This window comes from Rhizobium jaguaris (assembly GCF_003627755.1).
GTDB classification, from domain to species: Bacteria; Pseudomonadota; Alphaproteobacteria; order Rhizobiales; family Rhizobiaceae; genus Rhizobium; species Rhizobium jaguaris.
Genome location: NZ_CP032694.1, coordinates 2,216,334 through 2,240,260 on the forward strand (window position 1 = coordinate 2,216,334; position 23,927 = coordinate 2,240,260).

At 60.4% G+C, this 23,927-nt stretch carries 24 protein-coding genes, 1 pseudogene and 1 riboswitch; of the genes and pseudogenes, 11 read left to right on the forward strand and 14 right to left on the reverse strand.

What is annotated here, in order from left to right:
• The first annotated feature begins 47 nt into the window (after positions 1-47).
• From CCGE525_RS10875 to sugE, 6 genes are all read left to right on the forward strand, one after another.
• Complete coding sequence (locus CCGE525_RS10875) at positions 48-2,057, forward strand: acetyl-CoA carboxylase biotin carboxylase subunit (protein ID WP_120704255.1); 2,010 nt, start codon at positions 48-50, stop codon at positions 2,055-2,057.
• A 102-nt stretch (positions 2,058-2,159) separates the two neighbouring features.
• On the forward strand, positions 2,160-3,287 hold the full coding sequence (locus CCGE525_RS10880) for an S-(hydroxymethyl)glutathione dehydrogenase/class III alcohol dehydrogenase (protein ID WP_120704256.1): 1,128 nt from the start codon (positions 2,160-2,162) through the stop codon (positions 3,285-3,287).
• Positions 3,288-3,404: 117 nt separating this feature from the next.
• Positions 3,405-3,980: an S-(hydroxymethyl)glutathione synthase gene (gfa, locus tag CCGE525_RS10885; protein ID WP_120706368.1), complete on the forward strand. Its 576-nt coding sequence runs from the start codon at positions 3,405-3,407 to the stop codon at positions 3,978-3,980.
• 89 nt (positions 3,981-4,069) lie between these two features.
• Positions 4,070-4,534: a YaiI/YqxD family protein gene (locus tag CCGE525_RS10890; protein WP_120704257.1), complete on the forward strand. Its 465-nt coding sequence runs from the start codon at positions 4,070-4,072 to the stop codon at positions 4,532-4,534.
• Complete coding sequence (gene fghA / locus CCGE525_RS10895; protein ID WP_120704258.1) at positions 4,531-5,364, forward strand: S-formylglutathione hydrolase; 834 nt, start codon at positions 4,531-4,533, stop codon at positions 5,362-5,364. The genes CCGE525_RS10890 and fghA overlap by 4 nt, the downstream gene beginning before the upstream one ends.
• Before the next feature lie 152 nt (positions 5,365-5,516).
• On the forward strand, positions 5,517-5,831 hold the full coding sequence (gene sugE / locus CCGE525_RS10900) for a quaternary ammonium compound efflux SMR transporter SugE (RefSeq protein ID WP_120704259.1): 315 nt from the start codon (positions 5,517-5,519) through the stop codon (positions 5,829-5,831).
• A 14-nt stretch (positions 5,832-5,845) separates the two neighbouring features.
• Here sugE and CCGE525_RS10905 read toward each other — a convergent pair whose 3' ends face one another.
• The 8 genes and pseudogenes from CCGE525_RS10905 to CCGE525_RS10940 all read right to left on the reverse strand — a co-directional run bounded on the left by CCGE525_RS10905 (position 5,846) and on the right by CCGE525_RS10940 (position 12,221).
• Entirely contained in the window at positions 5,846-6,229 is a 384-nt protein-coding gene (locus tag CCGE525_RS10905) for a DoxX family protein (protein WP_120704260.1), read from the reverse strand.
• A 141-nt stretch (positions 6,230-6,370) separates the two neighbouring features.
• The gene (locus tag CCGE525_RS10910) at positions 6,371-6,763 is read right to left on the reverse strand and encodes a DoxX family protein (RefSeq protein ID WP_120704261.1); all 393 of its coding nucleotides are present in this window, start codon (positions 6,761-6,763) and stop codon (positions 6,371-6,373) included.
• A gap of 120 nt (positions 6,764-6,883) precedes the next feature.
• On the reverse strand, positions 6,884-8,416 hold the full coding sequence (locus tag CCGE525_RS10915) for an acyl-CoA carboxylase subunit beta (RefSeq protein WP_120704262.1): 1,533 nt from the start codon (positions 8,414-8,416) through the stop codon (positions 6,884-6,886).
• A gap of 62 nt (positions 8,417-8,478) precedes the next feature.
• Entirely contained in the window at positions 8,479-8,955 is a 477-nt protein-coding gene (locus CCGE525_RS10920) for a hypothetical protein (protein ID WP_120704263.1), read from the reverse strand.
• A 69-nt stretch (positions 8,956-9,024) separates the two neighbouring features.
• Complete coding sequence (locus tag CCGE525_RS10925; RefSeq protein ID WP_120704264.1) at positions 9,025-9,810, reverse strand: ATP12 family chaperone protein; 786 nt, start codon at positions 9,808-9,810, stop codon at positions 9,025-9,027.
• Between the two features lie 9 nt (positions 9,811-9,819).
• A complete protein-coding gene (locus tag CCGE525_RS10930; protein ID WP_120704265.1) occupies positions 9,820-10,473 on the reverse strand; it encodes an HAD-IA family hydrolase in 654 nt (217 codons plus the stop codon).
• A pseudogene (locus tag CCGE525_RS10935) lies at positions 10,470-11,467 on the reverse strand (RluA family pseudouridine synthase). The gene CCGE525_RS10930 and the pseudogene CCGE525_RS10935 overlap by 4 nt, the downstream one beginning before the upstream one ends.
• 217 nt (positions 11,468-11,684) lie before the next feature.
• The gene (locus tag CCGE525_RS10940) at positions 11,685-12,221 is read right to left on the reverse strand and encodes a copper chaperone PCu(A)C (RefSeq protein WP_245472123.1); all 537 of its coding nucleotides are present in this window, start codon (positions 12,219-12,221) and stop codon (positions 11,685-11,687) included.
• Between the two features lie 177 nt (positions 12,222-12,398).
• Positions 12,399-12,486, forward strand: a riboswitch (glycine riboswitch).
• Positions 12,487-12,634: 148 nt separating this feature from the next.
• Here CCGE525_RS10940 and gcvT point away from each other — a divergent pair.
• From gcvT to CCGE525_RS10965, 5 genes are all read left to right on the forward strand, one after another.
• A complete protein-coding gene (gene gcvT, locus CCGE525_RS10945; protein WP_120704267.1) occupies positions 12,635-13,771 on the forward strand; it encodes a glycine cleavage system aminomethyltransferase GcvT in 1,137 nt (378 codons plus the stop codon).
• 26 nt (positions 13,772-13,797) lie between these two features.
• Positions 13,798-14,160, forward strand: coding sequence for a glycine cleavage system protein GcvH (gene gcvH, locus CCGE525_RS10950; RefSeq protein ID WP_120704268.1), 363 nt, complete (start codon positions 13,798-13,800; stop codon positions 14,158-14,160).
• The gene (gene gcvP, locus CCGE525_RS10955; RefSeq protein WP_120704269.1) at positions 14,160-17,039 is read left to right on the forward strand and encodes an aminomethyl-transferring glycine dehydrogenase; all 2,880 of its coding nucleotides are present in this window, start codon (positions 14,160-14,162) and stop codon (positions 17,037-17,039) included. The genes gcvH and gcvP overlap by 1 nt, the downstream gene beginning before the upstream one ends.
• 151 nt (positions 17,040-17,190) lie before the next feature.
• On the forward strand, positions 17,191-17,811 hold the full coding sequence (locus tag CCGE525_RS10960) for an alpha/beta hydrolase (RefSeq protein WP_120704270.1): 621 nt from the start codon (positions 17,191-17,193) through the stop codon (positions 17,809-17,811).
• 1 nt (position 17,812) lies between these two features.
• A complete protein-coding gene (locus CCGE525_RS10965; RefSeq protein WP_120704271.1) occupies positions 17,813-18,097 on the forward strand; it encodes an addiction module antidote protein in 285 nt (94 codons plus the stop codon).
• Positions 18,098-18,119: 22 nt separating this feature from the next.
• On the opposite strand, the gene sufA is transcribed toward CCGE525_RS10965, so the two are convergent.
• From sufA to sufB, 6 genes are all read right to left on the reverse strand, one after another.
• The gene (sufA, locus tag CCGE525_RS10970; protein WP_104823195.1) at positions 18,120-18,509 is read right to left on the reverse strand and encodes a Fe-S cluster assembly scaffold SufA; all 390 of its coding nucleotides are present in this window, start codon (positions 18,507-18,509) and stop codon (positions 18,120-18,122) included.
• Positions 18,510-18,585: 76 nt separating this feature from the next.
• Positions 18,586-18,966: an SUF system Fe-S cluster assembly protein gene (locus CCGE525_RS10975; protein ID WP_120704272.1), complete on the reverse strand. Its 381-nt coding sequence runs from the start codon at positions 18,964-18,966 to the stop codon at positions 18,586-18,588.
• A gap of 11 nt (positions 18,967-18,977) precedes the next feature.
• Entirely contained in the window at positions 18,978-20,219 is a 1,242-nt protein-coding gene (locus CCGE525_RS10980; protein WP_120704273.1) for a cysteine desulfurase, read from the reverse strand.
• A gap of 14 nt (positions 20,220-20,233) precedes the next feature.
• Entirely contained in the window at positions 20,234-21,508 is a 1,275-nt protein-coding gene (sufD, locus tag CCGE525_RS10985; protein ID WP_120704274.1) for a Fe-S cluster assembly protein SufD, read from the reverse strand.
• 22 nt (positions 21,509-21,530) lie between these two features.
• The gene (gene sufC / locus CCGE525_RS10990) at positions 21,531-22,286 is read right to left on the reverse strand and encodes a Fe-S cluster assembly ATPase SufC (protein ID WP_120704275.1); all 756 of its coding nucleotides are present in this window, start codon (positions 22,284-22,286) and stop codon (positions 21,531-21,533) included.
• A gap of 74 nt (positions 22,287-22,360) precedes the next feature.
• On the reverse strand, positions 22,361-23,830 hold the full coding sequence (sufB, locus tag CCGE525_RS10995; RefSeq protein WP_120704276.1) for a Fe-S cluster assembly protein SufB: 1,470 nt from the start codon (positions 23,828-23,830) through the stop codon (positions 22,361-22,363).
• Positions 23,831-23,927 lie beyond the last annotated feature (97 nt).

The window sequence follows — 23,927 nt, forward strand, 5'->3', positions numbered from 1 at the left end:
ATTTATGGCTAAAACGCTGATAGGGCTATGCATTGGGCGGAGTTTTCATGTTCAAGAAAATCCTGATCGCCAACCGGGGCGAGATCGCCTGCCGCGTGATCAAGACTGCGCGCCGGATGGGGATCCTGACTGTGGCGGTCTATTCCGACGCCGATCGTGACGCCCTGCATGTCGAAATGGCCGATGAGGCCGTGCATATCGGTGCAGCCCCCGCGGCCGAAAGTTATCTCGTTGCCGAAAAGATCATCGCCGCCTGCAAGGAAACAGGGGCCGAAGCGGTGCACCCAGGCTATGGGTTCCTCTCCGAGCGGGCCTCCTTTTGCGAGGCGCTGGAGAAGGAAGGCATCATCTTCATCGGTCCGAAGCCGAAGGCCATCAGGGCGATGGGCGACAAGATCGAATCGAAGAAGTTCGCCAACGCCGCCAAGGTCTCCACCGTGCCGGGCTATCTCGGCGTTATCGACGATGCCGATCATGCCGAAAAGATCGCCGCCGAGATCGGCTATCCCGTCATGATCAAGGCATCCGCCGGTGGCGGCGGCAAAGGCATGCGCATCGCCTGGAGCGACGCCGAAGTGCGCGACGGTTTCGAGCGCGCCCGCTCTGAGGCGAAGAGTTCCTTCGGTGACGATCGCGTCTTTATCGAGAAATTCGTGGTCGATCCGCGGCATATCGAAATCCAGGTATTGGCGGATGCCCATGGCAATGTCACCTATCTCGGCGAGCGCGAATGCTCCATCCAGCGCCGGAATCAGAAGGTCGCCGAAGAGGCGCCCTCGCCTTTCCTCGACGAAACCACACGCAAGGCCATGGGCGAACAATCCGTCGCGCTCGCCAAGGCGGTCGATTATCAGAGCGCCGGAACGGTCGAATTCATCGTCGACCGCGACCGCAATTTCTATTTCCTTGAGATGAACACGCGCCTGCAGGTCGAACATCCCGTTACGGAGCTTGTTACCGGTATCGATCTTGTCGAACAGATGATCCGCGTCGCTGCCGGCGAAACGCTGCCTTTTGCGCAGGATGATATCAAGCTGAACGGCTGGGCGATCGAAAGCCGGCTCTATGCCGAAGATCCCTATCGAAATTTCCTGCCTTCGATCGGGCGGCTCACGCGCTATCGGCCGCCGCGCGAGGGCAAGGGCGGCAACAGCATTATTCGCAATGATACCGGCGTCTTCGAGGGCGCTGAAATCTCGATGTATTATGACCCGATGATCGCCAAGCTTTGCACCTGGGCGCCGACGCGGCTTGAAGCGGTCGACGCGATGGGCGAAGCGCTGGATGGTTTCCTTGTCGACGGCATCGCACACAACATGCCGTTCCTGTCGGCGCTGATGAAGCATCCGCGCTGGCGTGAAGGCCGCCTCTCCACCGGTTTCATCGCGGAGGAATATCCGAACGGTTTTGCGCCGATGACGCCGGACGACGGCGAATCTGCTGCGCTTGCCGCCATTGCTCTTTCCTGCAGCCTTATCGATGCCAACCGCCGCGAGCGCTACGCTGACCGTTTGCGGCAGGCGACGGCGCCGCTGCGCGAGGAGTGGATGGTCAAGCTCGGTCCGCACTATATTCCCGTGACGCTGCTGGACGGGCTCGTGACCATTCCATTCGAAATGGACATGCAGATCAACGGCGCGACCCTGGCAGTCGCGACCGATTGGCGCCCGGGTAACGCCGTTTGGGCCGGAACGGTCGGCGGGCGGAAGATGACCGCCCAAATTCGTCCCTTTCTGAACGGCTTGCGCCTCGACTGGCAAGGTCTGTCTGTCCAGGCCAAGATCTTTACGCCGCGCCAGGCGGAACTCGACAAATTGATGCCGGTCAAGCTGCCACCGGATACCTCGAAGATGCTGCTCTGCCCCATGCCTGGCCTCGTCGTCGCTATTGCCGTCGCGCAAGGCCAGGAGGTTAAGGCCGGCGAGACGCTGGCAATCGTCGAGGCGATGAAGATGGAGAACGTCCTGCGGGCCGAGCGCGACCTTGTTGTTGGCAAGATCAACGCCAAGCCCGGCGAAAGCCTCGCTGTCGATGCGGTGATCATGGAATTTGCCTAATCCGTATTCGCTACTAAACCACTGATTTTTCGCTTGAGCCGTCTGGCGCGACCATGCCAATGTTCACGCTAATCAAAACATTATTTTGGAAGGGATGAGACGATGGATGTGCGCGCCGCCGTAGCCGTTGCCGCTGGAAAACCGCTCGAAGTCATGACTGTGCAGCTCGATGGCCCGAAGGCCGGCGAAGTGCTGATCGAGGTCAAGGCGACGGGCATCTGCCACACCGACGATTTCACCCTGTCGGGCGCCGATCCGGAAGGCCTGTTTCCGGCGATCCTCGGCCATGAAGGCGCCGGCATCGTCGTCGACGTCGGCTCCGGCGTCACCTCGGTCAAGAAGGGCGATCACGTCATTCCGCTTTATACGCCCGAATGCCGCGAATGCCCGTCGTGCCTGTCGCGCAAGACCAATCTGTGCACGGCGATCCGTTCGACCCAGGGCCAAGGGCTGATGCCGGATGGTACCTCGCGCTTTTCGATCGGCAAGGACAAGATCCATCACTATATGGGCTGCTCGACCTTCGCCAATTATACGGTGCTGCCGGAGATCGCCGTCGCCAAGGTCAATCCCGACGCCCCCTTCGACAAGATCTGCTATATCGGCTGCGGGGTGACGACCGGCATCGGCGCGGTCATCAACACCGCCAAGGTGGAGATGGGCGCAACGGCGATCGTCTTCGGCCTCGGCGGCATCGGTTTGAACGTCATCCAGGGGCTGAGGCTTGCCGGTGCCGACATGATCATCGGCGTCGACCTCAACAATGACAAGAAGGCCTGGGGCGAACGCTTCGGCATGACGCATTTCGTCAATCCGAAGGAGGTCGGCGACGACATCGTGCCTTATCTCGTCAACATGACGAAGCGCGGCGCCGACCAGATCGGCGGGGCCGACTACACCTTCGACTGCACCGGCAACACCAAGGTGATGCGCCAGGCACTGGAAGCCTCGCATCGCGGCTGGGGCAAGTCCGTCGTCATCGGCGTTGCCGGCGCCGGCCAGGAGATTTCCACGCGTCCCTTCCAGCTGGTCACCGGCCGCACCTGGATGGGCACGGCCTTCGGCGGTGCTCGCGGCCGCACCGACGTTCCGAAGATCGTCGACTGGTACATGGAAGGCAAAATCCAGATCGATCCGATGATTACCCACACCATGCCGCTCGAAGACATCAACAAGGGCTTCGAGCTGATGCATTCGGGGGAAAGCATCCGCAGCGTCGTGCTTTACTAAGGCGGTCACAGACTGCGACGGCGCGGGAAAACGCTGCACGACTTTGAATAGCGCACGGCCTTTTGGCAAATCGATCCTGATTTGGGGCTGTGGGCAACCAAGGAGGAGGAGCTGAACATGCCAAGTCAAGTATCGATACACCCGGCGCTCGACGGCGGAGTGAAGGCGGGACAGGCGAATTTCAGCGGTGGGACGCTGGTCTGCGCCTGCACCGATCGCCCTGTCAAAGTCGCCATCACAGGCGGAATTGCCCACAATCACGCCTGTGGCTGCACGAAATGCTGGAAGCCGCAGGGAGCGACATTCTCGGTCGTCGCCGTGACTGCTCATGAGAACGTTAAGGTTCTCGAAAACGGCGACAAGCTTGCCATTGTCGATCCGGACGCCCTGATTCGCCGCCATGCCTGCAAAGAATGCGGCGTGCACATGTACGGGCCGGTGGAACGCGACCACGCCTTCAAGGGTCTCGATTTCATTCATCCCGAGCGTTTTCAGGAAAGCGGCTGGCCTGAACCTACATTCGCCGCCTTCGTGTCCTCGATCATCGAATCCGGAACGCCGCCCTCCACCATGGCCTCCGTGCGCAGCCGGCTGAAGGAGCTTCGCCTCGAGCCCTATGATTGCCTGAACCCGCCACTTATGGATGCCATCGCAACCTGGGTGGCGAAAAAGGCGGGCACGTTAAGAGAATAGGTCTGGCCCCTGATGGCGGACTTCGCTAAACCACGGCTGCGCGTTCAGTCGAATGCGCAGCGCCCTGTAATGAAACAGCTTTTGTTCCGATGATTTACGTCGATGCCGATGCCTGTCCGGTCAAGCCGGAAATTTTGAAAGTGGCCGAGCGCCACGGCATCGAGGTGACGCTTGTCGCCAATTCCGGCCTTCGCCCGTCGCGCGATCCGATGGTGAAGAACGTCATCGTCTCCAACGCTTTTGACGCTGCCGACAACTGGATCGCGGAGCATGCCGGTCCTGGCGATATCGTCGTCACCGCCGATGTACCGTTGGCCGGGCGCTGCGTAGCTGCCGGCGCGCTGGTGACCGGGCCTACCGGCCGCGTCTTCGACGTCGCCAATATCGGCATGGTCACCGCCATGCGCGATCTCGGCGCGCATCTGCGTGAGACCGGTGAGAGCAAGGGCTATAACGCCGCTTTCTCGCCACGCGACCGCTCCGCCTTCCTCGAAACCTTTGACCGGCTCTGCCGGCGAGCTAAAGCTCATAATTCGCCTGGAGGTCAGCCTTGAACATCATTTCCCAGAACACCGCTTTCGGCGGCATGCAAGGCGTCTTTTCGCATGCGTCCGAGGCTTGCCAATGCGAAATGACCTTCGCGGTTTTCGTGCCGCCGCAGGCGATCAAACAGCCCTGCCCGGTCCTCTGGTATCTCTCCGGCCTCACCTGCACCCATGCCAACGTGATGGAAAAAGGCGAATATCGCCGCATGGCGGCAGAGCTCGGCCTGATCATTGTCTGCCCCGACACCAGCCCGCGCGGTAACGATGTTCCTGACGAACTGACCAATTGGCAAATGGGCAAAGGCGCCGGCTTCTATCTCGACGCCACCGAGAAGCCGTGGGCTGAAAACTACCAGATGTACACCTACGTCACCGAGGAGTTGCCCGCCTTCGTCAGCCAGCATTTCCGCATGGACATGGCGCGGCAAGGCATTTTCGGTCATTCCATGGGCGGCCATGGTGCGATGACGATTGCGCTGAAAAATCCGGATCGCTTCAAGAGCTGCTCCGCCTTCGCGCCGATCGTGCGGCCCTCGACGGCGGACTGGTCGGCACCGGCCCTTGAGAAATATCTTGGGGCCGACAAGGCTGCCTGGCGGAAATACGACGCTTGCGCGCTGGTCGATGACGGAGCGCGTTTCCCGGAATTCCTGATCGACCAGGGCAAAGCCGACGGTTTCCTCGAAAACGGCCTGCGTCCATGGTTGTTCGAAGAGGCGATCAAGGGCACCGGCATCGGCCTGACGCTACGCATGCACGAGCGCTACGATCACTCCTACTACTTCATCTCCAGCTTCATGGACGATCATCTGAAGTGGCATGCCGAACGGCTGGCATGAAACGGGTGGCATAGCAGCCATGCGGCCCCCAGCTTGAAAAGCCAATTCAGCTGAGGCATATGTTCCCTCGCGCAGACGACTGCGGCGGCCGGTACCCAACGCCGGCTGTAAGACACTGCGGGGACGGCCTCGCTCTCAAAAAGGAGCGTAACATGGCTTGGTTCCTGCTTTTCCTCGCAGGTTTGTTCGAAATCGGTTGGGCCGTCGGGCTGAAATATACCGATGGCTTTACTCGGCCGATCCCCACAGGCCTCACTCTCATCTCCATGGTGGCCAGCGTCCTGCTGCTCGGCCTGGCGGTGAAGACCTTGCCGATGGGCACGGCTTACGCGGTCTGGACCGGCATCGGCACGGTCGGCACCGTTCTACTCGGCATCTGGCTGCTCGGCGATCCCGCCACCCTCGTTCGCCTGTTCTGTATCGGCCTGATCGTCGCAGGCATCGCCGGGCTCAAGCTCGTCGCCTGAGCCTGCCTTGCCTATCAGCGCAGGCGATTGTCCAGTGCCCAGCGGCCCGGCCCGGCAAAAACCAGGTACAAGAAGATGAAGCAGAAGAGAATCGGGCCGTCACCCTGATTGTTGGCGGGGAAAAAGTCGATCTGCATATGCACCATGAAGTAGGCGAAAGCCATTTCACCGCTGAGGATGAAGGCGACCGGCCGGGTAAAGAGCCCGAGCAAAATCAGGATGCTGCCGATAAGCTCAATCACGCCGGCAACGAAAAACAGCGGTGTGACTTCAAAAGGTGCTGCGGGAAAATTGAAGAGCTTTTGAGTGGCGTGCTCGAAAAACAGCACTGCCGTCACGATTCTGAGGACCGCAAGGGCGGCGGGCTGATACTGCGACAGGCGCTCGAAAGCCGACATGAAATTCTCCGTTTGAACTGAGAAAGCGGCCGGTATCTCTAAGGGATTATGGTCGCTTTCCGTTGGCACCGGAGTCAACACGCCAACGGCAAATTTATTCGCCGGGCTCGGATGTCAATCCAAGCCCGGCAAGATCGCATATTAGCTCTTGCGATTGTCGATAGCCAATACACCCGGGCCCGAGAAGATCAGGAGCAGGAAGACGAAGCAGAACAGGATGGCTGCGTCGCCGCCATTGTTGGCAGGGAAGAAGTTCTTCGGCATATGCGCCATGAAATAAGCGACTGCCATGTTGCCGCACAGGATGAAGGCGACTGGACGGGTGAACAGGCCGAGGAAAATCGCCAGCCCGCCAAAGGCTTCCAGAATGCCTTGAACCAAAAGCAGTGTCGGCAGAGGGCCGTCGGCGTGAGCGCCGGCCGGGAAGCCGAGAAGCTTCTGTGTGCCATGCTCCATAAACTGCAGGCCGGTCATGAGGCGCAGCAGAGTCAAGGCGTAAGGCTGATATTGATTCAGACGTTCGGAAAGCGTCATTTTCTACTCCAGTTTCGTTTCCTGGAGCAACAATTAGGTCGCGATGGTGAGAAGGTGAAGACACGCCTTCTGACACCCAATCAAATCTTCGTGTAAAATCCGTGACTTGTTGTCACATCCTTAAAGCGGAATATTGTCATGCTTTTTCCAGGGATTGGTCAGATCCTTGTTGCGCAGCATTCTCAGCCCGTGCGCCAGCCGTCGCCGGGTTGAGTGCGGCATGATCACTTCGTCGATATAGCCGCGCTCGGCGGCAACGAAGGGTGACAGAAAACGGTCCTCATACATCTTTGTATGCGCCGCGATCTTGTCGGGATGGGCGATATCCTTGCGGAAGATGATCTCGACCGCACCCTTTGCGCCCATGACGGCGATCTGCGCCGTCGGCCAGGCATAATTGAGATCACCACGCAGATGCTTCGACGCCATGACGTCATAGGCGCCACCGAAGGCCTTGCGGGTGATGACGGTCAGTTTCGGCACGGTGGCTTCGGCATAGGCGAAAAGCAGCTTGGCACCATGCTTGATCAGCCCGCCATATTCCTGCGCGGTCCCCGGCAGAAATCCGGGTACGTCGACAAAGGTGACGATCGGGATGTTGAAGCAATCGCAGAAGCGCACGAAACGCGCCGCCTTGCGCGAGGCGTCGCTGTCGAGCACGCCCGCCAGCACCATCGGCTGATTGGCGACGAAGCCGACCGTCGCGCCCTCGATACGGCCGAAACCACAAACGATGTTCTTGGCGAAGCTTGCCTGGATCTCGAAGAAATCGCCCTCGTCCGCCACCTTCAGGATCAGCTCCTTGATGTCATAGGGCTTGTTGGCATTGGCCGGGATCAGCGTATCGAGCGATGTATCGGGATCGGTGACGGATTGATAGCACTCGATCTCCGGAAGATCAGCGGTATTCGACTGCGGCAGAAAATCGATGAGCCGGCGAACCTGCAGCAACGTGTCGATGTCGTTGTCGTAGGCGGCATCGGCGATCGAAGATTTCGTCGTATGCACCGAGGCGCCGCCAAGCTGCTCCGATGTCACCGTTTCGTTGGTGACGGTCTTCACCACATCCGGGCCGGTGACGAACATGTAGGACGTATCGCGCACCATGAAGATGAAATCGGTCATAGCCGGCGAATAGACATCGCCGCCGGCGCAAGGACCCATGATGATCGAGATCTGCGGTATGACGCCGGAAGAGAGAACGTTGCGCTGAAACACCTCGGCATAGCCGCCGAGCGCCGCCACGCCCTCCTGGATGCGTGCGCCGCCGGCATCATAGATGCCGACAATCGGCGCCCGGTTCTTCAGCGCCATGTCCTGAACCTTCATGATCTTCTCGGCATGCGCTTCCGAAAGCGAGCCACCGAAAACCGTGAAATCCTTGGCAAAGAGAAAGACCGTGCGGCCGTTGACGGTGCCCCAGCCGGTGACCACGCCGTCGCCAGCGATCTTGCTTTTGTCCATGCCGAAATCAATCGAGCGATGCTCGACGAACATGTCGAACTCTTCGAAGGAGCCTTCGTCGAGGAAGATTTCGATGCGCTCGCGCGCCGTCAGCTTGCCGCGTGCATGCTGCGCATCGATACGCGCCTGCCCGCCTCCGAGCCTTGCGATCTCTCGGCGACGTTCCAATTCCTGCAGGATCTCTTTCATGATGGTCCTCTTCTCCGCTTATCCGGCTTAGCATGGCGCGGCAGCACTTTGAAGCTGCCGGCTCAGTTCACCAGCGGCGGCGCCTTCAGCACGAAGATGGAGCGGATGCGGGCCGCAATATCCTCAGCCATCAGATCGTCGGCCGCGGTCGGATCCGGAGTGAAGTTCGACGTCTCGAAGGAGGCCATGGCAACCACTGCACCAGTATCGAGCGCAGCGGCGTCGACATTGATCTTCGCTGCATTGCGATCCTTGTTGAAGCTGCGCCCCTTGCGGACATCCGTCAGGCGGATGGTGAGCGCCACCTTCGGCAATGGTGTATCGCGGGTCGTCACGGCGATGGCAGCGTTGACGCGCTCGCTGATGGCAGAAAGCAGCTTCGGCGAAACAGGCGGCACCGACTGATCGGCGACGACAGTGGCACTGCGCACATCATAGGCCGGAGTTGACGGCTTCGGCGTGAGCGACCAACTCGAACATGCAGCCAGCGCTAAACATCCCGCGAGCGCCAATACGGCGCCCGACCTCAACAACATCATGATTCGCGTCCCGATATCCCGATCCTTGAGATAGAGACTTCGATATAACGGACTGCAAATCAACAACAATTAACTGTGAAACGCGGAAAAAACATCCGTGGCAGCCTGGAATTCTTCGAAGCGCTGGGCGCGGCGCCGTTCGGCCTCCTCGTCGCGGCCCCAATGTTCGATCGTCCAATCCTCGTCGAGATGAGCGAGCGACCAAACCTCGGCGAGCGGTAGTTGGCCCTCGGCGAAAGCCAGCGCCAGGATTGCCGAGCCCGTCAGTGTCGTGATCGTGTGCAGACTGGCGAGCTCCAGTGGCGTGTCGTATTTGCGCAGCGTCACGGCGAAGGCGGCGATCGCCTCCCGCGGCTGTTCCTGATGCATGACGCCCTCGGCGAGGATGAAGCGGGCGCCGAGTTCGTTTGCGGCCCAGTCGATCAACGGGTTCCACTGCTCCGACTGCCGCCCCACCAGGCGCTCCGGCTCATCGGCGCGATAGCAAAGCAGGTCGCTTGAGGAAAAGCGTAGAATGTCCTCGAATACCGCCTGGCTATCGGTCGCCACACCGTCGAGCGCCGTATTGACCAATCGCGTCACCGGCATGGTCGCGGGGTCGATAATCTCGACCTGCCGGCTCCATTCGGCCGCCACCAACTTCGCCAGCGCCTCTGTCGGCACTGCGAGCGATTGGCGCGCAGGCGTCTTCACCACCTTGCCGTCGAGTTCGATAAGGTGGCCGTCCTCACTCTCGCGGACGCTCACATCCTTGTAGAAGCGCTTCGGCAGCGGCTTCTTCATTTGGATTTGTGCCCGGCGGACAGGATCCGGGTGGCTCAGGCCTTCGGAAAGATCGTTAAACAGGTCGCGCATGGCGTCACCTCAGAGAATATGGCTCAACAGGTCGTTCGGGTGATGGGCGATCGTGTCGGCACCAGCGGCCAGCAGTTCTTCCACCGAAGCGTAGCCCCAAGCAACGCCGATCGCGGTCGCCCCGGCCGCTTTCGCCATCTGCATGTCGTAGACGGCATCGCCGATGACAATTGTATCATGCGGATCCATACCGGTCTCGCTGCAGCATTCCGTCACCATGGCGGGATGCGGCTTCGAGGGGCAGTCATCCGCGGTGCGCGAGACGACGAAATAGGGCGCAAAACCATTCGCTTCAAGTATATGCGTCAGGCCGCGGCGGGACTTGCCGGTCACAGCGCCGATCAGCAATTCATCGTGGGCGGCCAGCGTCTCGATCAACGGTTTGATGCCGTCGAAAAGCGGCGTCTGCATATCCCCTTCGTCGCGCACGCCGGGGAAGATCGACTTATAGTGCGCCGTCATCGCGATTGCCTCCTCATCGACATGCGGCTTGCCCTGCATGCGGGCAATTGCGATGTCCAGTGTCAGGCCGATGATCGACTTGGTGGAGGCGACATCAGGGCGCTTGTAGCCGAAATCGACGAAGGTGCGCGCCATGACCTCGTGGATCAGCCGGACGCTGTCGACCAGTGTCCCGTCGCAATCGAAAAGCACCAGCTTCATTCGTCGTCCGGCTCCCCTGCCGATGCCTCGTCAAAGCCGAGGAGGTTCCATGTCTGCACCATATGCGGCGGCAGCGGCGCCGTGACGCGCAGGCGGCCGCCATTCGGATGCGGGATATCGATATGGCGCGCATGCAGATGCAGGCGCTTCTGAACGCCGCCTGGGAAATCCCAGTTCGGATCGTCCTCGAAATATTGGGGTCGCCGATGATCGGATGGCCGATGTGCAGTGCATGGACGCGGAGCTGGTGGGTGCGGCCGGTATAGGGTTCCATCTCCAGCCATGCGAGACGCTGGGCGGCGGTTTCCACGACGCGGTAATAGGAGACAGCATGATCTGCGCCCTCCTCGCCATGCTTGGCGATGCGCATACGGTCGCCGTCCGGTGTCGTTTCCTTCACTAGCCAGGTGGAAATCTTGTCCTCGTGCTTGCGCGGTACACCCTTCACCAGCGACCAATAGGTCTTCTTGGTATCGCGTTCGCGGAAGGCGGCCGTCAGCTTCTGCGCCGCACCGCGGGTGCGGGCGACGACGAGGACGCCGGACGTGTCGCGGTCGAGGCGATGCACCAGGCGCGGCTTCTCGCCCTTCTGGCTCGTCCAGGCCTCCAGCATCTTATCAATATGGCGGCTGACGCCGGAGCCGCCCTGTACGGCAAGGCCGGCCGGCTTGTTTAGCACATAGACCTTGTCGTCTTCATGCAGCAGCATGCGTGCCAGAAGCTCGGCATCGCCGGAATGCTTCAATTCCTTGCCGGCAATGGGGCCGTTCTTCGTGCCCTTAGCGTCGACATCCAGCGGCGGCACGCGCACCATCTGCCCGGCCTCTACGCGCGCATCCGTTTTGACGCGTCCGCCGTCGACACGCACCTGGCCGGAGCGCATCAGCTTTTGCAATTGTCCAAAGCCAAGTCCAGGGAAATGCACCTTGAACCAGCGGTCGAGGCGCATGCCGGCCTCATCAGGCTCGACCTTTATATGCTCAATCCCGGCCATTCTTCTTCTTTCAAGCGCCGCGACATGATCCCGAAAAGCGTGAAGCTCTTTCGGACAAGATCATACCAAATCAGGGAACTGGGGCGATCTGGCCCCAGGGCCGGGTCATCCCGGCCTTTTGAGGTGGCTTTAGAGCATTTCGAGGAAAAGTGGAAACCGGAATTATCTGTGGGCGGGAATTTTGTGAGAGCAATGCCTGTTGGTGGCTCCGCAGACCTCAGCTTGCATTCGGCGCCACGACCGGCAAACTGATATCAACCATTCCAGCCTTATCGAACATCAGCATTACCGGCACTGTGCTGCCCTGTTTGAACGGCGTCTTCACCTGCTTGAACATCATGTGCAGGCTGTTCGGCGAAAGCGTCACGGTGGCGCCGGCGGGAATGGCGATACCTTCCTTGACTTCGCGCATCTTCATGACCTCACCTTCCATCTTCATCTCATGCAGCTCGACCTTGCCGGCCGCCGAAGATGTGACCGAGGTCAGTCTGTCGTCGCCGCTGCCGCCATTGTGGATGGTGATGTAGCCGCCACCAACCGGCTGGCCGGGCAACATGGCGCGGACATAGCCGCCGCTGATGTCGAGGTCTCCGAGCTTCACTGTCGCCGAACCCGCCGGCGCCTTGCCCGCATCCATATGCATCCCGGGCATCTTGTTCATGTCGTTACCCTGCTGGGCCATGACGGCTGCAGCGGAAAAGGAAAGCGCGATCGCCGAAATCAGCAATGCGGCGGCATAGTTGCGGTTCATCATTGTCTCCTGCCCGGCTCCTCTGTTCACGCATGGGATAGCCTCTCGCAGCATCATTGCAAAGTCCCCTGCATCCATTGGTCGCGCGCATGACATATGCTCGAGACGCGACACGACAAAAATTTGTTTCAGCGCGACATTTGCCCCTTGCCATCCTCCGCGACTACCAGATAATGGCACTCAACCTTGTTGGGAGAATCCGGCGCGAGCCGGTGCCGAAGGAGCAACCGCCCCGGAAACTCTCAGGCCAAAGGACCAGCAAGGGGCAGACGGAACTCTGGAGAGAAGCGCGCAAGCGTTCGCCGAAGGGATAACAATCTCAGGCAAACAGACAGAGGGGGCTCATCGCAAGGCGCAGTCGCGCCCGAATTTTGAGCCCGCGCTTTTGGCTGAGCGCAAACCCCGGAGGCGTCATTTTGGACGAGACCGCTGCCCTCAAGAAGACACCCCTTCACGCCCTGCATCTGTCGCTCGGTGCCCGCATGGTGCCGTTTGCCGGCTATGACATGCCGGTGCAATATCCTCAGGGCGTGCTCAAGGAGCATCTCTGGACTCGTGCATCGGCTGGTGTGTTCGACGTCTCGCATATGGGGCAAGTCACGATCCGTGCCCGCTCCGGCAAATATGAAGATGCAGCATTGGCACTCGAGAGCCTCGTGCCGGTCGATATTTTCGGGCTCGCCGAGGGCCGTCAACGCTACGGTTTCTTCACCGATGACAATGGCGGCATTCTCGACGATCTGATGATCACGCACATGGACGACTACCTCTTCGTCGTCGTCAATGCAGCCTGCAAGGATGCCGATTTCAAGCATCTTCAAGACCATATCGGCGATATCTGCGAAGTTACTTTACTTGATCGCGCCCTGATCGCGCTGCAGGGACCGCGCGCCGTTTCGGTCCTCGCCGAGCTCTGGGCGGATCTCGCCCATATGAAGTTCATGGACGTTCGCCATTGCCGCCTGCATGACGTTTCCTGTCTTGTCTCCCGCTCCGGCTATAGCGGCGAAGACGGTTTTGAGATTTCCGTACCGGCCGACAAGGCTGAAGACATTGCCAAGCGGCTGCTGGAGCACCCCGACGTTCAGCCGATCGGCCTCGGCGCCCGCGATTCCCTGCGTCTCGAAGCCGGGCTTTGCCTTTATGGCAACGACATCGACCAGACGACGACGCCGGTGGAAGCCGCACTCGAATGGGCAATGCAGAAAGCCCGCAAAACCAGCGGCGCCCGCGCTGGCGGATTTCCCGGTGCGAGCCGCATCCTTGCTGAACTTGACAACGGCGCCTTGCGCCGCCGTGTCGGCCTGAAGCCGGAAGGCAAGGCGCCGGTCCGCGGCCACGCCAAGCTTTATGCGGACGCTGAAGGCAAGACCGAGATCGGTGAAGTCACCTCCGGTGGCTTTGGCCCGAGTGTCGAAGGTCCCGTTGCTATGGGCTACGTGCCAGTCAGCTTCGCCGCGCCTGGCACGCCGGTCTATGCCGAGGTGCGCGGCAAATACCTGCCGGTCGCCGTTTCTACCCTGCCCTTCATCACCCCGACCTACAAACGCTGAACATCATATTCCAGAGAGGATCGTCCATGCTGAAATTCACCGAAGAACATGAGTGGCTGAACATTGAAGGCGATGTTGCGATCGTCGGGATCACGGCGCATGCCGCAGAACAGCTCGGCGATCTCGTTTTCGTCGAACTGCCCGAAGTCGGCGCCAGCTTCTCCAAAGGCGACGATGCGGCAACCGTCGAATCCGTCAAGGCGGCGTCAGAGGTCTATTGTCCGCTCGATGGCGAGATCACCGAGATCAACGAAGCCATTACCGCGGATCCGGCACTCGTCAATTCCGACCCGATGGGCGCTGGCTGGTTCTTCAAGTTGAAGCTTAAGAATGCCGCCGATGCCAGTGGTTTGCTGGATGAAGCCGGCTATAAGGAGCTCATCGCGTAATGAATACGCCTACGGAATTCACGTTTACGGACTACCAGCCCTACGATTTCGCCAATCGCCGCCATATCGGCCCGTCTCCGTCTGAAATGGCCGACATGCTGAAGGTGATCGGCTATGGCAGCCTCGACGGACTGATCGATGCGACGCTGCCGCCCTCCATCCGCCAGAAGGCGCCGCTCATCTGGGGCGCGCCGATGACGGAGCGCGAGGCGCTCGACAAGCTGCGCGAGACCGCCAACAAGAACAAGGTTCTCGTCTCGCTGATTGGCCAGGGCTATTACGGCACGATCACGCCACCGGTCATCCAGCGCAATATCCTGGAAAATCCGGCCTGGTACACGGCCTATACACCGTATCAGCCGGAAATCAGCCAGGGTCGCCTCGAGGCATTGCTGAACTACCAGACGATGATCTGCGACCTGACGGGTCTCGACGTTGCCAACGCCTCGCTTCTCGATGAAGCGACTGCTGCCGCCGAAGGCATGGCGATGGCCGAACGCGTGGCGAAATCGAAGGCCAAGGCTTTCTTCGTCGACGCGGATTGCCACCCGCAGACCATCGCATTGATCAAGACCCGTGCGGAACCGCTGGGCTGGACTGTCATCGTCGGTAATCCTTTCACCGAACTCGATCCGGTCGATGTCTTCGGCGCCATCTTCCAGTATCCAGGCACGCATGGTCACATCAACGACTTCACCGGCCTGATCTCAAGACTGCATCAGACCGGCGCCATCGCCGTTGTCGCGGCCGACCCGCTGGCGTTGACGCTGCTGAAGTCGCCCGGTGAAATGGGTGCCGACATTGCCGTCGGCTCGTCGCAGCGCTTCGGCGTGCCGGTTGGCTACGGCGGTCCGCATGCCGCCTACATGGCCGTCAAGGATGCCTATAAGCGTTCCATGCCCGGTCGCCTTGTCGGCGTCTCGGTCGACGCTCGCGGCAACCGCGCCTATCGCCTGTCGCTGCAGACCCGCGAACAGCACATCCGTCGTGAAAAAGCGACGTCGAATATCTGCACCGCGCAGGTGCTGCTCGCCGTCATGGCCTCCATGTATGCCGTCTTCCACGGGCCGCAGGGCATCAAGGCCATTGCCCAACAGGTGCATCAGAAGGCCGTATTGATGGCCAAGGGGTTGGAAAAGCTCGGCTATAAGATCGAACCGGAGACCTTCTTCGACACGATCACCGTCGAGGTCGGCCATATGCAGGGCCTGATCCTGGGCGCGGCCGTCGCCGAAGGTGTCAATCTGCGCAAGGTCGGAGAAACCAAGATCGGCATGAGCCTCGACGAGCGCACACGTCCAGCGACGCTGGAAGCCGTCTGGCGCGCGTTCGGCGGTAACTTCGCTCTGGCCGACTTCGAGCCCGGCTATCGCCTTCCGAAGAACCTGTTGCGCACCAGCGAATATCTGACGCATCCGATCTTCCACATGAACCGCGCCGAAAGCGAGATGACCCGCTACATCCGCCGGCTCTCCGACCGCGACCTGGCGCTTGACCGCGCCATGATCCCGCTCGGCTCCTGCACGATGAAGCTGAACGCGACGGCGGAAATGTTGCCGATCACCTGGCCGGAGTTTTCCGACATCCATCCGTTCGTTCCGGCCGACCAGGCGCTCGGCTATCGCGAGATGATCGACGACCTGACGGAAAAGCTCTGCGCGGTCACGGGCTACGATGCTTTCTCTATGCAACCGAACTCAGGCGCGCAGGGCGAATATGCGGGCCTTCTGACCATCCGCAACTACCACATCGCCAACGGTCACGGCCATCGTGACGTCTGCCTGATCCCGACCTCTGCGCACGGTACCAACCCGGCCTCGGCCCAGATGGCCGGCATGAAGGTGGTCGTCGTCAAGGTTAGCGATGACGGCGACATCGATATGGCCGATTTCCGCGCCAAGGCGGAGCAATATGCGGATACCCTCTCCTGCTGCATGATCACCTATCCGTCGACGCACGGCGTCTTCGAAGAGACGGTCAAGGAGATTTGCGATATCGTGCATATGCACGGCGGCCAGGTCTACCTTGATGGCGCCAACATGAACGCCATGGTCGGCCTTTCCCGCCCAGGCGATATCGGTTCCGACGTCAGCCACCTGAACCTACACAAGACCTTCTGCATTCCGCATGGCGGCGGCGGTCCCGGCATGGGTCCCATCGGCGTCAAGGCGCACCTGGCGGCGCATCTGCCCGGCCACCCGGAAACAGACGGCCCCACCTATCACGACAAAGGGGGCGCGGTGTCTGCGGCAGCCTTTGGCTCGGCTTCGATTCTGCCGATCTCCTGGAGCTATTGCCTGATGATGGGCGGCGAAGGACTGACGCAGGCGACGAAGGTCGCGATCCTCAACGCCAACTATATCGCAGCCCGGCTGAAGGGCGCTTACGATGTGCTCTACAAGTCGAAGGCCGGCCGCGTGGCGCACGAATGCATCATCGACACGCGTCCGCTGGTCGACAGCGCCGGCGTCACCGTCGATGACGTCGCCAAGCGCCTGATCGATTGCGGCTTCCATGCGCCGACCATGAGCTGGCCGGTTGCCGGCACGCTGATGATCGAGCCGACCGAATCGGAAACCAAAGCGGAGCTTGATCGCTTCTGCGAAGCGATGCTGGCGATCCGCGAGGAAGCCCGCGCCATCGAAGAAGGCCGGATGGACAAGACCAACAATCCGTTGAAAAACGCGCCGCATACGGTTGAAGACCTGGTTGGAGAGTGGAACCGGCCTTATTCCCGCGAACAGGCCTGCTTCCCGCCAGGCGCTTTCCGGGTCGACAAATATTGGTCGCCTGTCAATCGCGTCGACAACGTCTATGGCGACCGGAATCTCATCTGCACCTGCCCGCCGGTTGAGGCTTACGCCGAAGCTGCGGAATAAGTGCTTTTCAAAAAAAGTGAAGCGGTTCAGCCGCTTCACTCTCTCCCGACATAAATCTATCGCGAAAAAACTCTATGACTGCGCCGCGCGTCCGATGGGATACGCTGCATTTTTATAGCGCGGCGAAACACGGCGCTGGAAGTCATACATCATGCCAAATTTATCAGGATTTTACTTCGTTGCGGGGCGGGAATGTTTCTCCTCTCCGCCGCTCCTTCTGTTGCATGGCAGCGGAAGAAGCGAAGCGGAACTTATTCCGCTTGCAGATGAGGTTGCGCCACAACGGCCCTATATGTCTTTGCGCGGCGGCGTGGAATGGGACGATGGCTTTGCCTTTTTCCGTCGCAATCCCGACCGGAGCCTCGACTATGACGATCTCCGCGAGCAGACGGCTCTGCTCTGCCGGTTCCTGGACAGTACTATCGAACAGCGCCTGTTAAGACAGTCTCCCATTTTGCTCGGCTTTTCCAACGGTGCGATCATGGCCGCATCGATTATGCACACCCGGCCTGACTTGGCATCGGGCGCTATCCTGTTACGGCCGTTGTCGCCCGCGCCGGGAGAAGCTTTCCCGTCGATTCCAGATCTGCCTGTCCTGATCACCGCAGGTGAAAATGATGAACGGCGGCATCCGGACGATTCGGCTCTTGTAAAAACTCAATTCGAAAACTGTCACGCGGACGTCAGCGGCTACGTGCTGCCGACGGGCCACTGCTTGCACGAGAGCGAAGCAGGCCTCATCCGCGATTGGCTCATACAGAAAGGCATATAATATGGCCCGGGAAACGCCCGTCAGCGTGGACGCCGTCGACGGCTATATCGCGGCGGCCTTCGAAACCGACGATCCGTCCTCCATTGCCAAGGCGCTCGGCGAAGTGGCGCGGACGCGCAACATGAGCAAGCTTGCCAAGGATGTCGGCATGAACCGTTCGGCTCTTTATCGGGCGCTGAGTGGTGACGGAAATCCGGAATTTGCGACCATCTTGAAGGTCGTCAAGGCGCTCGGCCTGAAACTGACCCCCGTACTGGCGGTCGAGCACGAATCCGACGCCGCCTGATCTCAGCGGCCATCGGCATCCGTCAGACGGCGGGAGCGGCCTGACGTTGCGCTGCCAAAGCAGCGAGGTCGGCAGGCTTCAGTTCTACGGATTCGCCGCAGCCGCAAGCCGACGTCTGGTTCGGATTGGTGAAGGTGAAGCCAGAGCGCAGCGTCGTGGTCTCGAAACCCATCTCGGTGCCAAGCAGATAAAGCACTGCCGACGGCTCGACCCATACCTTGGCGCCATTGCGCTCGATGAGGTCGTCCTTGGCATTCGGCTCGGTCACCAGGTCGATGGTATATTCCATCCCGGCGCAGCCGCCCTTCTTGATGCCGACGCGAACGCCCTTGGCATCAGGGCCGGAATTCTCGACGATCGCCTTGACGCGCGCTGCCGCGTCATCCGTCATGCTCATCACTGCAAAGCCCATGGGCTTATTCTCCTTCCACAACCGGGTTCAAGATCCGGTGCTTCGAGTCATAATGTAAAGCGGGCGGCTTAAACCTTCAATACCAGCCTACCGCTACCTGCGCCTCTTCCGACATGCGATCCGGTGTCCACGGCGGGTCGAAGGTCATGGCAACCTCGACGCCGGAGACGCCTTCGACGGCGCCGACCGCATTTTCGACCCATCCGGGCATTTCGCCGGCGACCGGGCAACCCGGCGCGGTCAGCGTCATGACGATCTTCACCATGCGATCATCTTCGATATCGATCTTGTAGACCAGACCGAGTTCGAAGATATCGGCGGGAATTTCAGGGTCATAGACCGTTTTCAGCGCGGAGATGACGTCATCGCTGAGGCGAGCCAGCTCGGCCTCGGGAATGCTGGAATGCACGATGCCCTCGCGCACGTCGATCTTCTGTTCGCTTTCATCGAGTGACATCGCTTGCCTCCTCAGGCAAAGAATTTACGCGCATATTCCAGCGCATCGGCCAGGGCATCCACCTCGGCACGGGTATTATACATGCCGAATGATGCACGGCATGTGGAGGTGACGCCGAAGCGTTTCAAGAGCGGCTGGGCACAATGGGTGCCCGCGCGCACGGCGACGCCCTGACGGTCGATCACCATCGAGACGTCGTGGGAATGAATACCCGCAAGTTCGAAGGAGAAGATACCGCCTTTGCCAGGTGCCGTGCCGAAAATGCGTAAGGAATTGATCTCCCGCAGCCGTTCCGCTGCGTAGACCGCGAGATCGGCCTCGTGCCGGGCGATTGCCTCGCGGCCGACGCTCTCCATGTAATCGAGCGCGACGCCAAGCCCGATCGCCTGCACGATGGGCGGTGTACCCGCCTCGAAACGGTGCGGCGGATCGTTATAGGTGACCTTATCTTCGGTGACGTCGAAGATCATCTCACCGCCGCCCTGGAAGGGCCGCATCTCGCGAAGCCTGTCCTTCTTGCCGTAAAGCATACCGATCCCCGAAGGGCCGTAGAGCTTGTGGCCGGTCATGACGTACCAGTCGCAATCGATGTCCTGTACATCGAGGGGCAGGTGCACGGCGCCCTGCGATCCATCGATCAACACGGGAATACCGCGCTCATGGGCGATCCGGCAGATTTCCTTGACCGGAACGACGGTGCCGAGCGCATTCGACATATGGGTGATGGCGACGAGCTTGGTGCGTTCCGTCAGGCTCTTTTCGAAGTCCTCAATGTGGAAAGCGCCGTCATCGTCGACCGGCACCCAGACCAGTTTGGCGCCCTGCCGCTCGCGGATGAAATGCCAGGGCACGACGTTGGAATGATGCTCCATGATCGAAAGCACGATCTCGTCGCCTTCGCTGAGCTTGGGCATGCCCCAGCCATAGGCGACGGTATTGATCGCCTCGGTCGAGTTCTTGGTGAAGACGATATCATCCACTGACGGCGCATTCAGAAAGCGGCGCACCTTTTCGCGCGCAGCCTCATAAGCCTCGGTGGCGGCATTGGAGAGAAAGTGCAGCCCGCGGTGCACGTTGGCATATTCGCGGGAATAGGCGTGCGACACCGCGTCGATCACGACCTGCGGCTTCTGTGCTGATGCACCATTGTCGAGATAGACCAGCGGTTTGCCATGGACGGTCGTCGACAGGATCGGAAAATCCCGGCGGATCGCTTCGACGTCATAGGCGGTGGCTGGTACGATCTTGTCCACGAGCGTTGCTCCAATCAGGCATGCTTTTCGAGCCAGGCCGAGATGACGCCTTCCAGCGCCTCGACCAGGGTTTCGTCTTCCAGCTCTTCGACGATCTCGGCCACGAAGGCGTTGACCAGCATGGCACGAGCCTTGTTCTTCGGAACGCCGCGCGCCATCATGTAGTACAGATGGTTGGCGTCGATATCGGCGACAGTGGCGCCATGGCCGCACTGCACGTCGTCGGCAAAGATTTCGAGCTCCGGCTTGACGGAGAACTCGGCGTCATCGGACATCAGCAGCGTATTGCAGGCCATGCGGGCATCGGTCTTCTGCGCATCCGGTGCCACGCGGATCATGCCCTGGAAGACGCCGCGGGCGCGGTCGAACACCACATTGCGCACGATCTCCGTCGATCCCGTGTGCGGCACGTTGTGGCCAAGCGCCAGCGTCACATCCGTATGCGTGTCCCCGCCGAGCAGATTGATGCCACGCAGCACGAGGTCGGAGCCCTCGCCCGTGACCTTCACATGCAGCTCCTGACGAACCAGCTTGCCGCCGGCGTTGATGACGAACAACTTCAGCTTGGCATCCGCGCCAAGATCGACGCGGATCTGGCCGAGATGCGTATCCTCAGTTCCCTGCTCTTGCAGGATGATCCAGGTCACTTCGGCACCTTTGCCGATCTTGACGTCGCTGACCGAGGAGACCAGTGCCGCGGCACCGGGCACGGCCTCGTGGCGCTCGATTACGGTCGCCTTGACATTGGCGCCGAACGAGACTGGCAGGCGGCTGTGAATTTGGCCGCCCGCGTGGACGAACTGAATCTCCAGCGGCGCATCGAGTTCGGTGCCATCGGGAAATTCGATGACATAGCCGTCCCGTACGAAGCTGCCGTTGATACGGCCGATGGCGTCGTCCCTGCCAAGCGCGGTCAGGCCGGCGGCTGCGGTACCATCCGCCAAACTATCGGCATAGCGGCTGACAACCAGGCCATCGACGGAAGTCTTGCCGGTCACGCTGCCCTGCAGAACCGGCAGCACAGCCGAACCGGGGACGGTCGGCGACAAGGGTTCGACATTGCCGGAGCCGAGGTCGGTCGGAACCGATCGCAGCAGGCTCTTGAAATCGGTATAGTGCCAGGACTCGAAACGACGCGTCGGCAGGCCGGCGGTCTTGAGATCGTCCAGCAGGCGGTCGCGGACGGCGAGCACGTCGCCATCTCCCGGCAAATCGCCCAATTGGTCGTTATACGCCTCGATCAGCGCCGTCTCCGCGGCGGTCAGGCGGCTCGTCGTCTGAATGTTCATCGACGTCTCCTTTCCGCCCCGATCAGGCCGCAGCCCCGATGATGTCGGCATAGCCGTTGGCTTCAAGCTCATGCGCCAGCGTCTTGTCGCCCGACTTGATCACCTGTCCCTTGTAGAGCACGTGAACGGTGTCGGGGATGATATAGTCAAGCAGGCGCTGGTAGTGGGTGATGACGATCACGGCGCGGTCAGGCGAACGCAGCGAGTTGACGCCGTCGGCGACGATCTTCAGCGCATCGATATCGAGACCGGAGTCGGTTTCGTCCAGCACGCAAAGCTGCGGCTCCAGGAGCGCCATCTGCAGGATTTCGGCGCGCTTCTTCTCGCCGCCGGAGAAGCCGACGTTCAGCGGGCGCTTCAGCATCTCGGTGTTGATGTGCAGCTTGCCGGCGGCGTCCTTGACGCGGCGCATGAAATCCGGTGTCGTCAGTTCGGCTTCGCCGCGCGCCTTGCGCTGCTCGTTCATCGCCACCTTCAGGAATTGCATGGTGGCAACGCCGGGGATCTCGACCGGATACTGGAAGGCCAGGAAGATGCCCTTGGCGGCGCGCTCGGCAGCGTCGAGTTCCAGAATGCTTTCGCCGTTGTAGAGGATGTCACCCTCGGTGACTTCGTAATCTTCGCGGCCGGAAAGAATATAGGAGAGCGTCGACTTGCCGGAGCCGTTCGGCCCCATGATGGCAGCCACTTCGCCTGCCTTCACCGTAAGGTCCAGGCCGCGGATGATCTCGGTGCCGTCTTCGGCGATACGGGCGTGCAGGTTCTTGATTTCAAGCATAGTAGAATCCTATCGAAGGAATGAAGGTGCGGCGCGCCGCTTGCGCGCCTGAAGCATGTCTCTTATCGAAGGCTTTAGCCGACGCTGCCTTCCAGCGAGATGCCGATCAGCTTCTGTGCCTCGACGGCGAACTCCATCGGCAGTTCCTGCAGGACTTCCTTGACGAAGCCGTTGACGATCAACGCGATCGCCGCTTCTTCGGGAATGCCACGCTGCAGGCAGTAGAACAACTGATCTTCGGAGATCTTCGACGTGGTGGCTTCGTGCTCGAACTGCGCGGTCGAGTTCTTCGCCTCGATATAGGGCACCGTATGTGCACCACACTTGTCGCCGATTAGCAGCGAATCGCACTGTGTGAAGTTGCGGGCATTCGAAGCGCGGCGGTGGGCCGAGACCTGGCCGCGATAGGTGTTCTGCGAGACGCCGGCGGCGATGCCCTTGGAGATGATGCGGCTCGATGTGTTCTTGCCGAGATGGAGCATCTTGGTGCCGCTGTCGACCTGCTGATGGCCGTTGGATACTGCGATCGAGTAGAACTCGCCGCGGCTGTCGTCGCCGCGCAGGATGCAGGACGGGTATTTCCAGGTGATTGCCGAACCGGTCTCGACCTGCGTCCAGGAGATCTTCGAACGATCGCCGCGGCAATCGCCGCGCTTGGTGACGAAGTTGTAGATGCCGCCCTTGCCGTGCTTGTCGCCCGGATACCAGTTCTGGACGGTCGAATACTTGATTTCGGCGTCGTCCAGGGCAATCAGCTCGACCACAGCCGCATGCAGCTGGTTTTCATCACGCTGCGGCGCGGTGCAGCCTTCGAGATAAGAGACATAGGCTCCCTCTTCGGCGATGATCAGCGTGCGCTCGAACTGGCCGGTGTTCTTTTCGTTGATGCGGAAATAGGTGGAGAGCTCCATCGGGCACCGCACGCCCTTCGGCACGAAGACGAAGGAGCCGTCGGTGAAGACAGCCGAATTCAGCGTCGCATAGAAATTATCGGTCGTCGGCACGACGGAGCCGAGATATTTGCGCACGAGTTCAGGGTGTTCGCGGATGGCTTCCGATATCGACATGAAGATCACGCCGACCTTCTTCAGCTCTTCCTTGAAGGTCGTAACCACCGAGACCGAATCGAACACAGCGTCGACGGCGATCTTCGACTGCTTGACGCCGGCGAGGATCTCCTGCTCACGCAAGGGGATGCCGAGCTTCTCATAGACCTTCAGCAGTTCCGGATCGACCTCGTCGAGCGACGTCGGGCCGGAGGTGCTCTTCGGCGCAGCGTAATAGTGGATGTCGTTGAAGTCGATCTTCGGATACTCGACGCGGGCCCAAGTCGGCTCTTCCAGCGTCAGCCAGCGGCGGTAAGCCCCGAGACGCCATTCCAGCATCCATTCCGGCTCCCGCTTCTTGGCCGAAATCAAGCGGATGATATCCTCGGACAAGCCCTTGGGAGCCTTGTCCATTTCGATCGTGGTTTCAAAACCGTATTTATACTGGTCCACGTCGATCTGGCGAACCTGATCGACTGTTTCCTGGACTGCAGGCATGTCGTTCTCCAATCTCGCCGGATCCAAGGTCCGGCAGCTTGTCAACGTTGCGGCAGACTGAAATGTCTACCATGTATGTAGTCGGCCAAAAGGGACT

Coding starts and splice junctions, on each gene's coding strand:
- CCGE525_RS10910 (WP_120704261.1), bottom strand. CDS start 6,763: ATGACGCTTTCCGAACGTCTGAATCAATATCAGCCTTACGCCTTGACT.
- CCGE525_RS10920 (WP_120704263.1), bottom strand. CDS start 8,955: ATGATGTTGTTGAGGTCGGGCGCCGTATTGGCGCTCGCGGGATGTTTA.
- gcvP (WP_120704269.1), top strand. CDS start 14,160: ATGAATACGCCTACGGAATTCACGTTTACGGACTACCAGCCCTACGAT.
- sufB (WP_120704276.1), bottom strand. CDS start 23,830: ATGCCTGCAGTCCAGGAAACAGTCGATCAGGTTCGCCAGATCGACGTG.
- sufD (WP_120704274.1), bottom strand. CDS start 21,508: ATGAACATTCAGACGACGAGCCGCCTGACCGCCGCGGAGACGGCGCTG.
- CCGE525_RS10960 (WP_120704270.1), top strand. CDS start 17,191: ATGCCAAATTTATCAGGATTTTACTTCGTTGCGGGGCGGGAATGTTTC.
- sufC (WP_120704275.1), bottom strand. CDS start 22,286: ATGCTTGAAATCAAGAACCTGCACGCCCGTATCGCCGAAGACGGCACC.
- CCGE525_RS10940 (WP_245472123.1), bottom strand. CDS start 12,221: ATGATGAACCGCAACTATGCCGCCGCATTGCTGATTTCGGCGATCGCG.
- gcvH (WP_120704268.1), top strand. CDS start 13,798: ATGCTGAAATTCACCGAAGAACATGAGTGGCTGAACATTGAAGGCGAT.
- CCGE525_RS10905 (WP_120704260.1), bottom strand. CDS start 6,229: ATGTCGGCTTTCGAGCGCCTGTCGCAGTATCAGCCCGCCGCCCTTGCG.
- CCGE525_RS10930 (WP_120704265.1), bottom strand. CDS start 10,473: ATGAAGCTGGTGCTTTTCGATTGCGACGGGACACTGGTCGACAGCGTC.
- CCGE525_RS10915 (WP_120704262.1), bottom strand. CDS start 8,416: ATGAAAGAGATCCTGCAGGAATTGGAACGTCGCCGAGAGATCGCAAGG.
- CCGE525_RS10975 (WP_120704272.1), bottom strand. CDS start 18,966: ATGTCACTCGATGAAAGCGAACAGAAGATCGACGTGCGCGAGGGCATC.
- CCGE525_RS10880 (WP_120704256.1), top strand. CDS start 2,160: ATGGATGTGCGCGCCGCCGTAGCCGTTGCCGCTGGAAAACCGCTCGAA.
- sugE (WP_120704259.1), top strand. CDS start 5,517: ATGGCTTGGTTCCTGCTTTTCCTCGCAGGTTTGTTCGAAATCGGTTGG.
- CCGE525_RS10925 (WP_120704264.1), bottom strand. CDS start 9,810: ATGCGCGACCTGTTTAACGATCTTTCCGAAGGCCTGAGCCACCCGGAT.
- sufA (WP_104823195.1), bottom strand. CDS start 18,509: ATGGGCTTTGCAGTGATGAGCATGACGGATGACGCGGCAGCGCGCGTC.
- CCGE525_RS10875 (WP_120704255.1), top strand. CDS start 48: ATGTTCAAGAAAATCCTGATCGCCAACCGGGGCGAGATCGCCTGCCGC.
- CCGE525_RS10965 (WP_120704271.1), top strand. CDS start 17,813: ATGGCCCGGGAAACGCCCGTCAGCGTGGACGCCGTCGACGGCTATATC.
- gfa (WP_120706368.1), top strand. CDS start 3,405: ATGCCAAGTCAAGTATCGATACACCCGGCGCTCGACGGCGGAGTGAAG.
- CCGE525_RS10890 (WP_120704257.1), top strand. CDS start 4,070: ATGATTTACGTCGATGCCGATGCCTGTCCGGTCAAGCCGGAAATTTTG.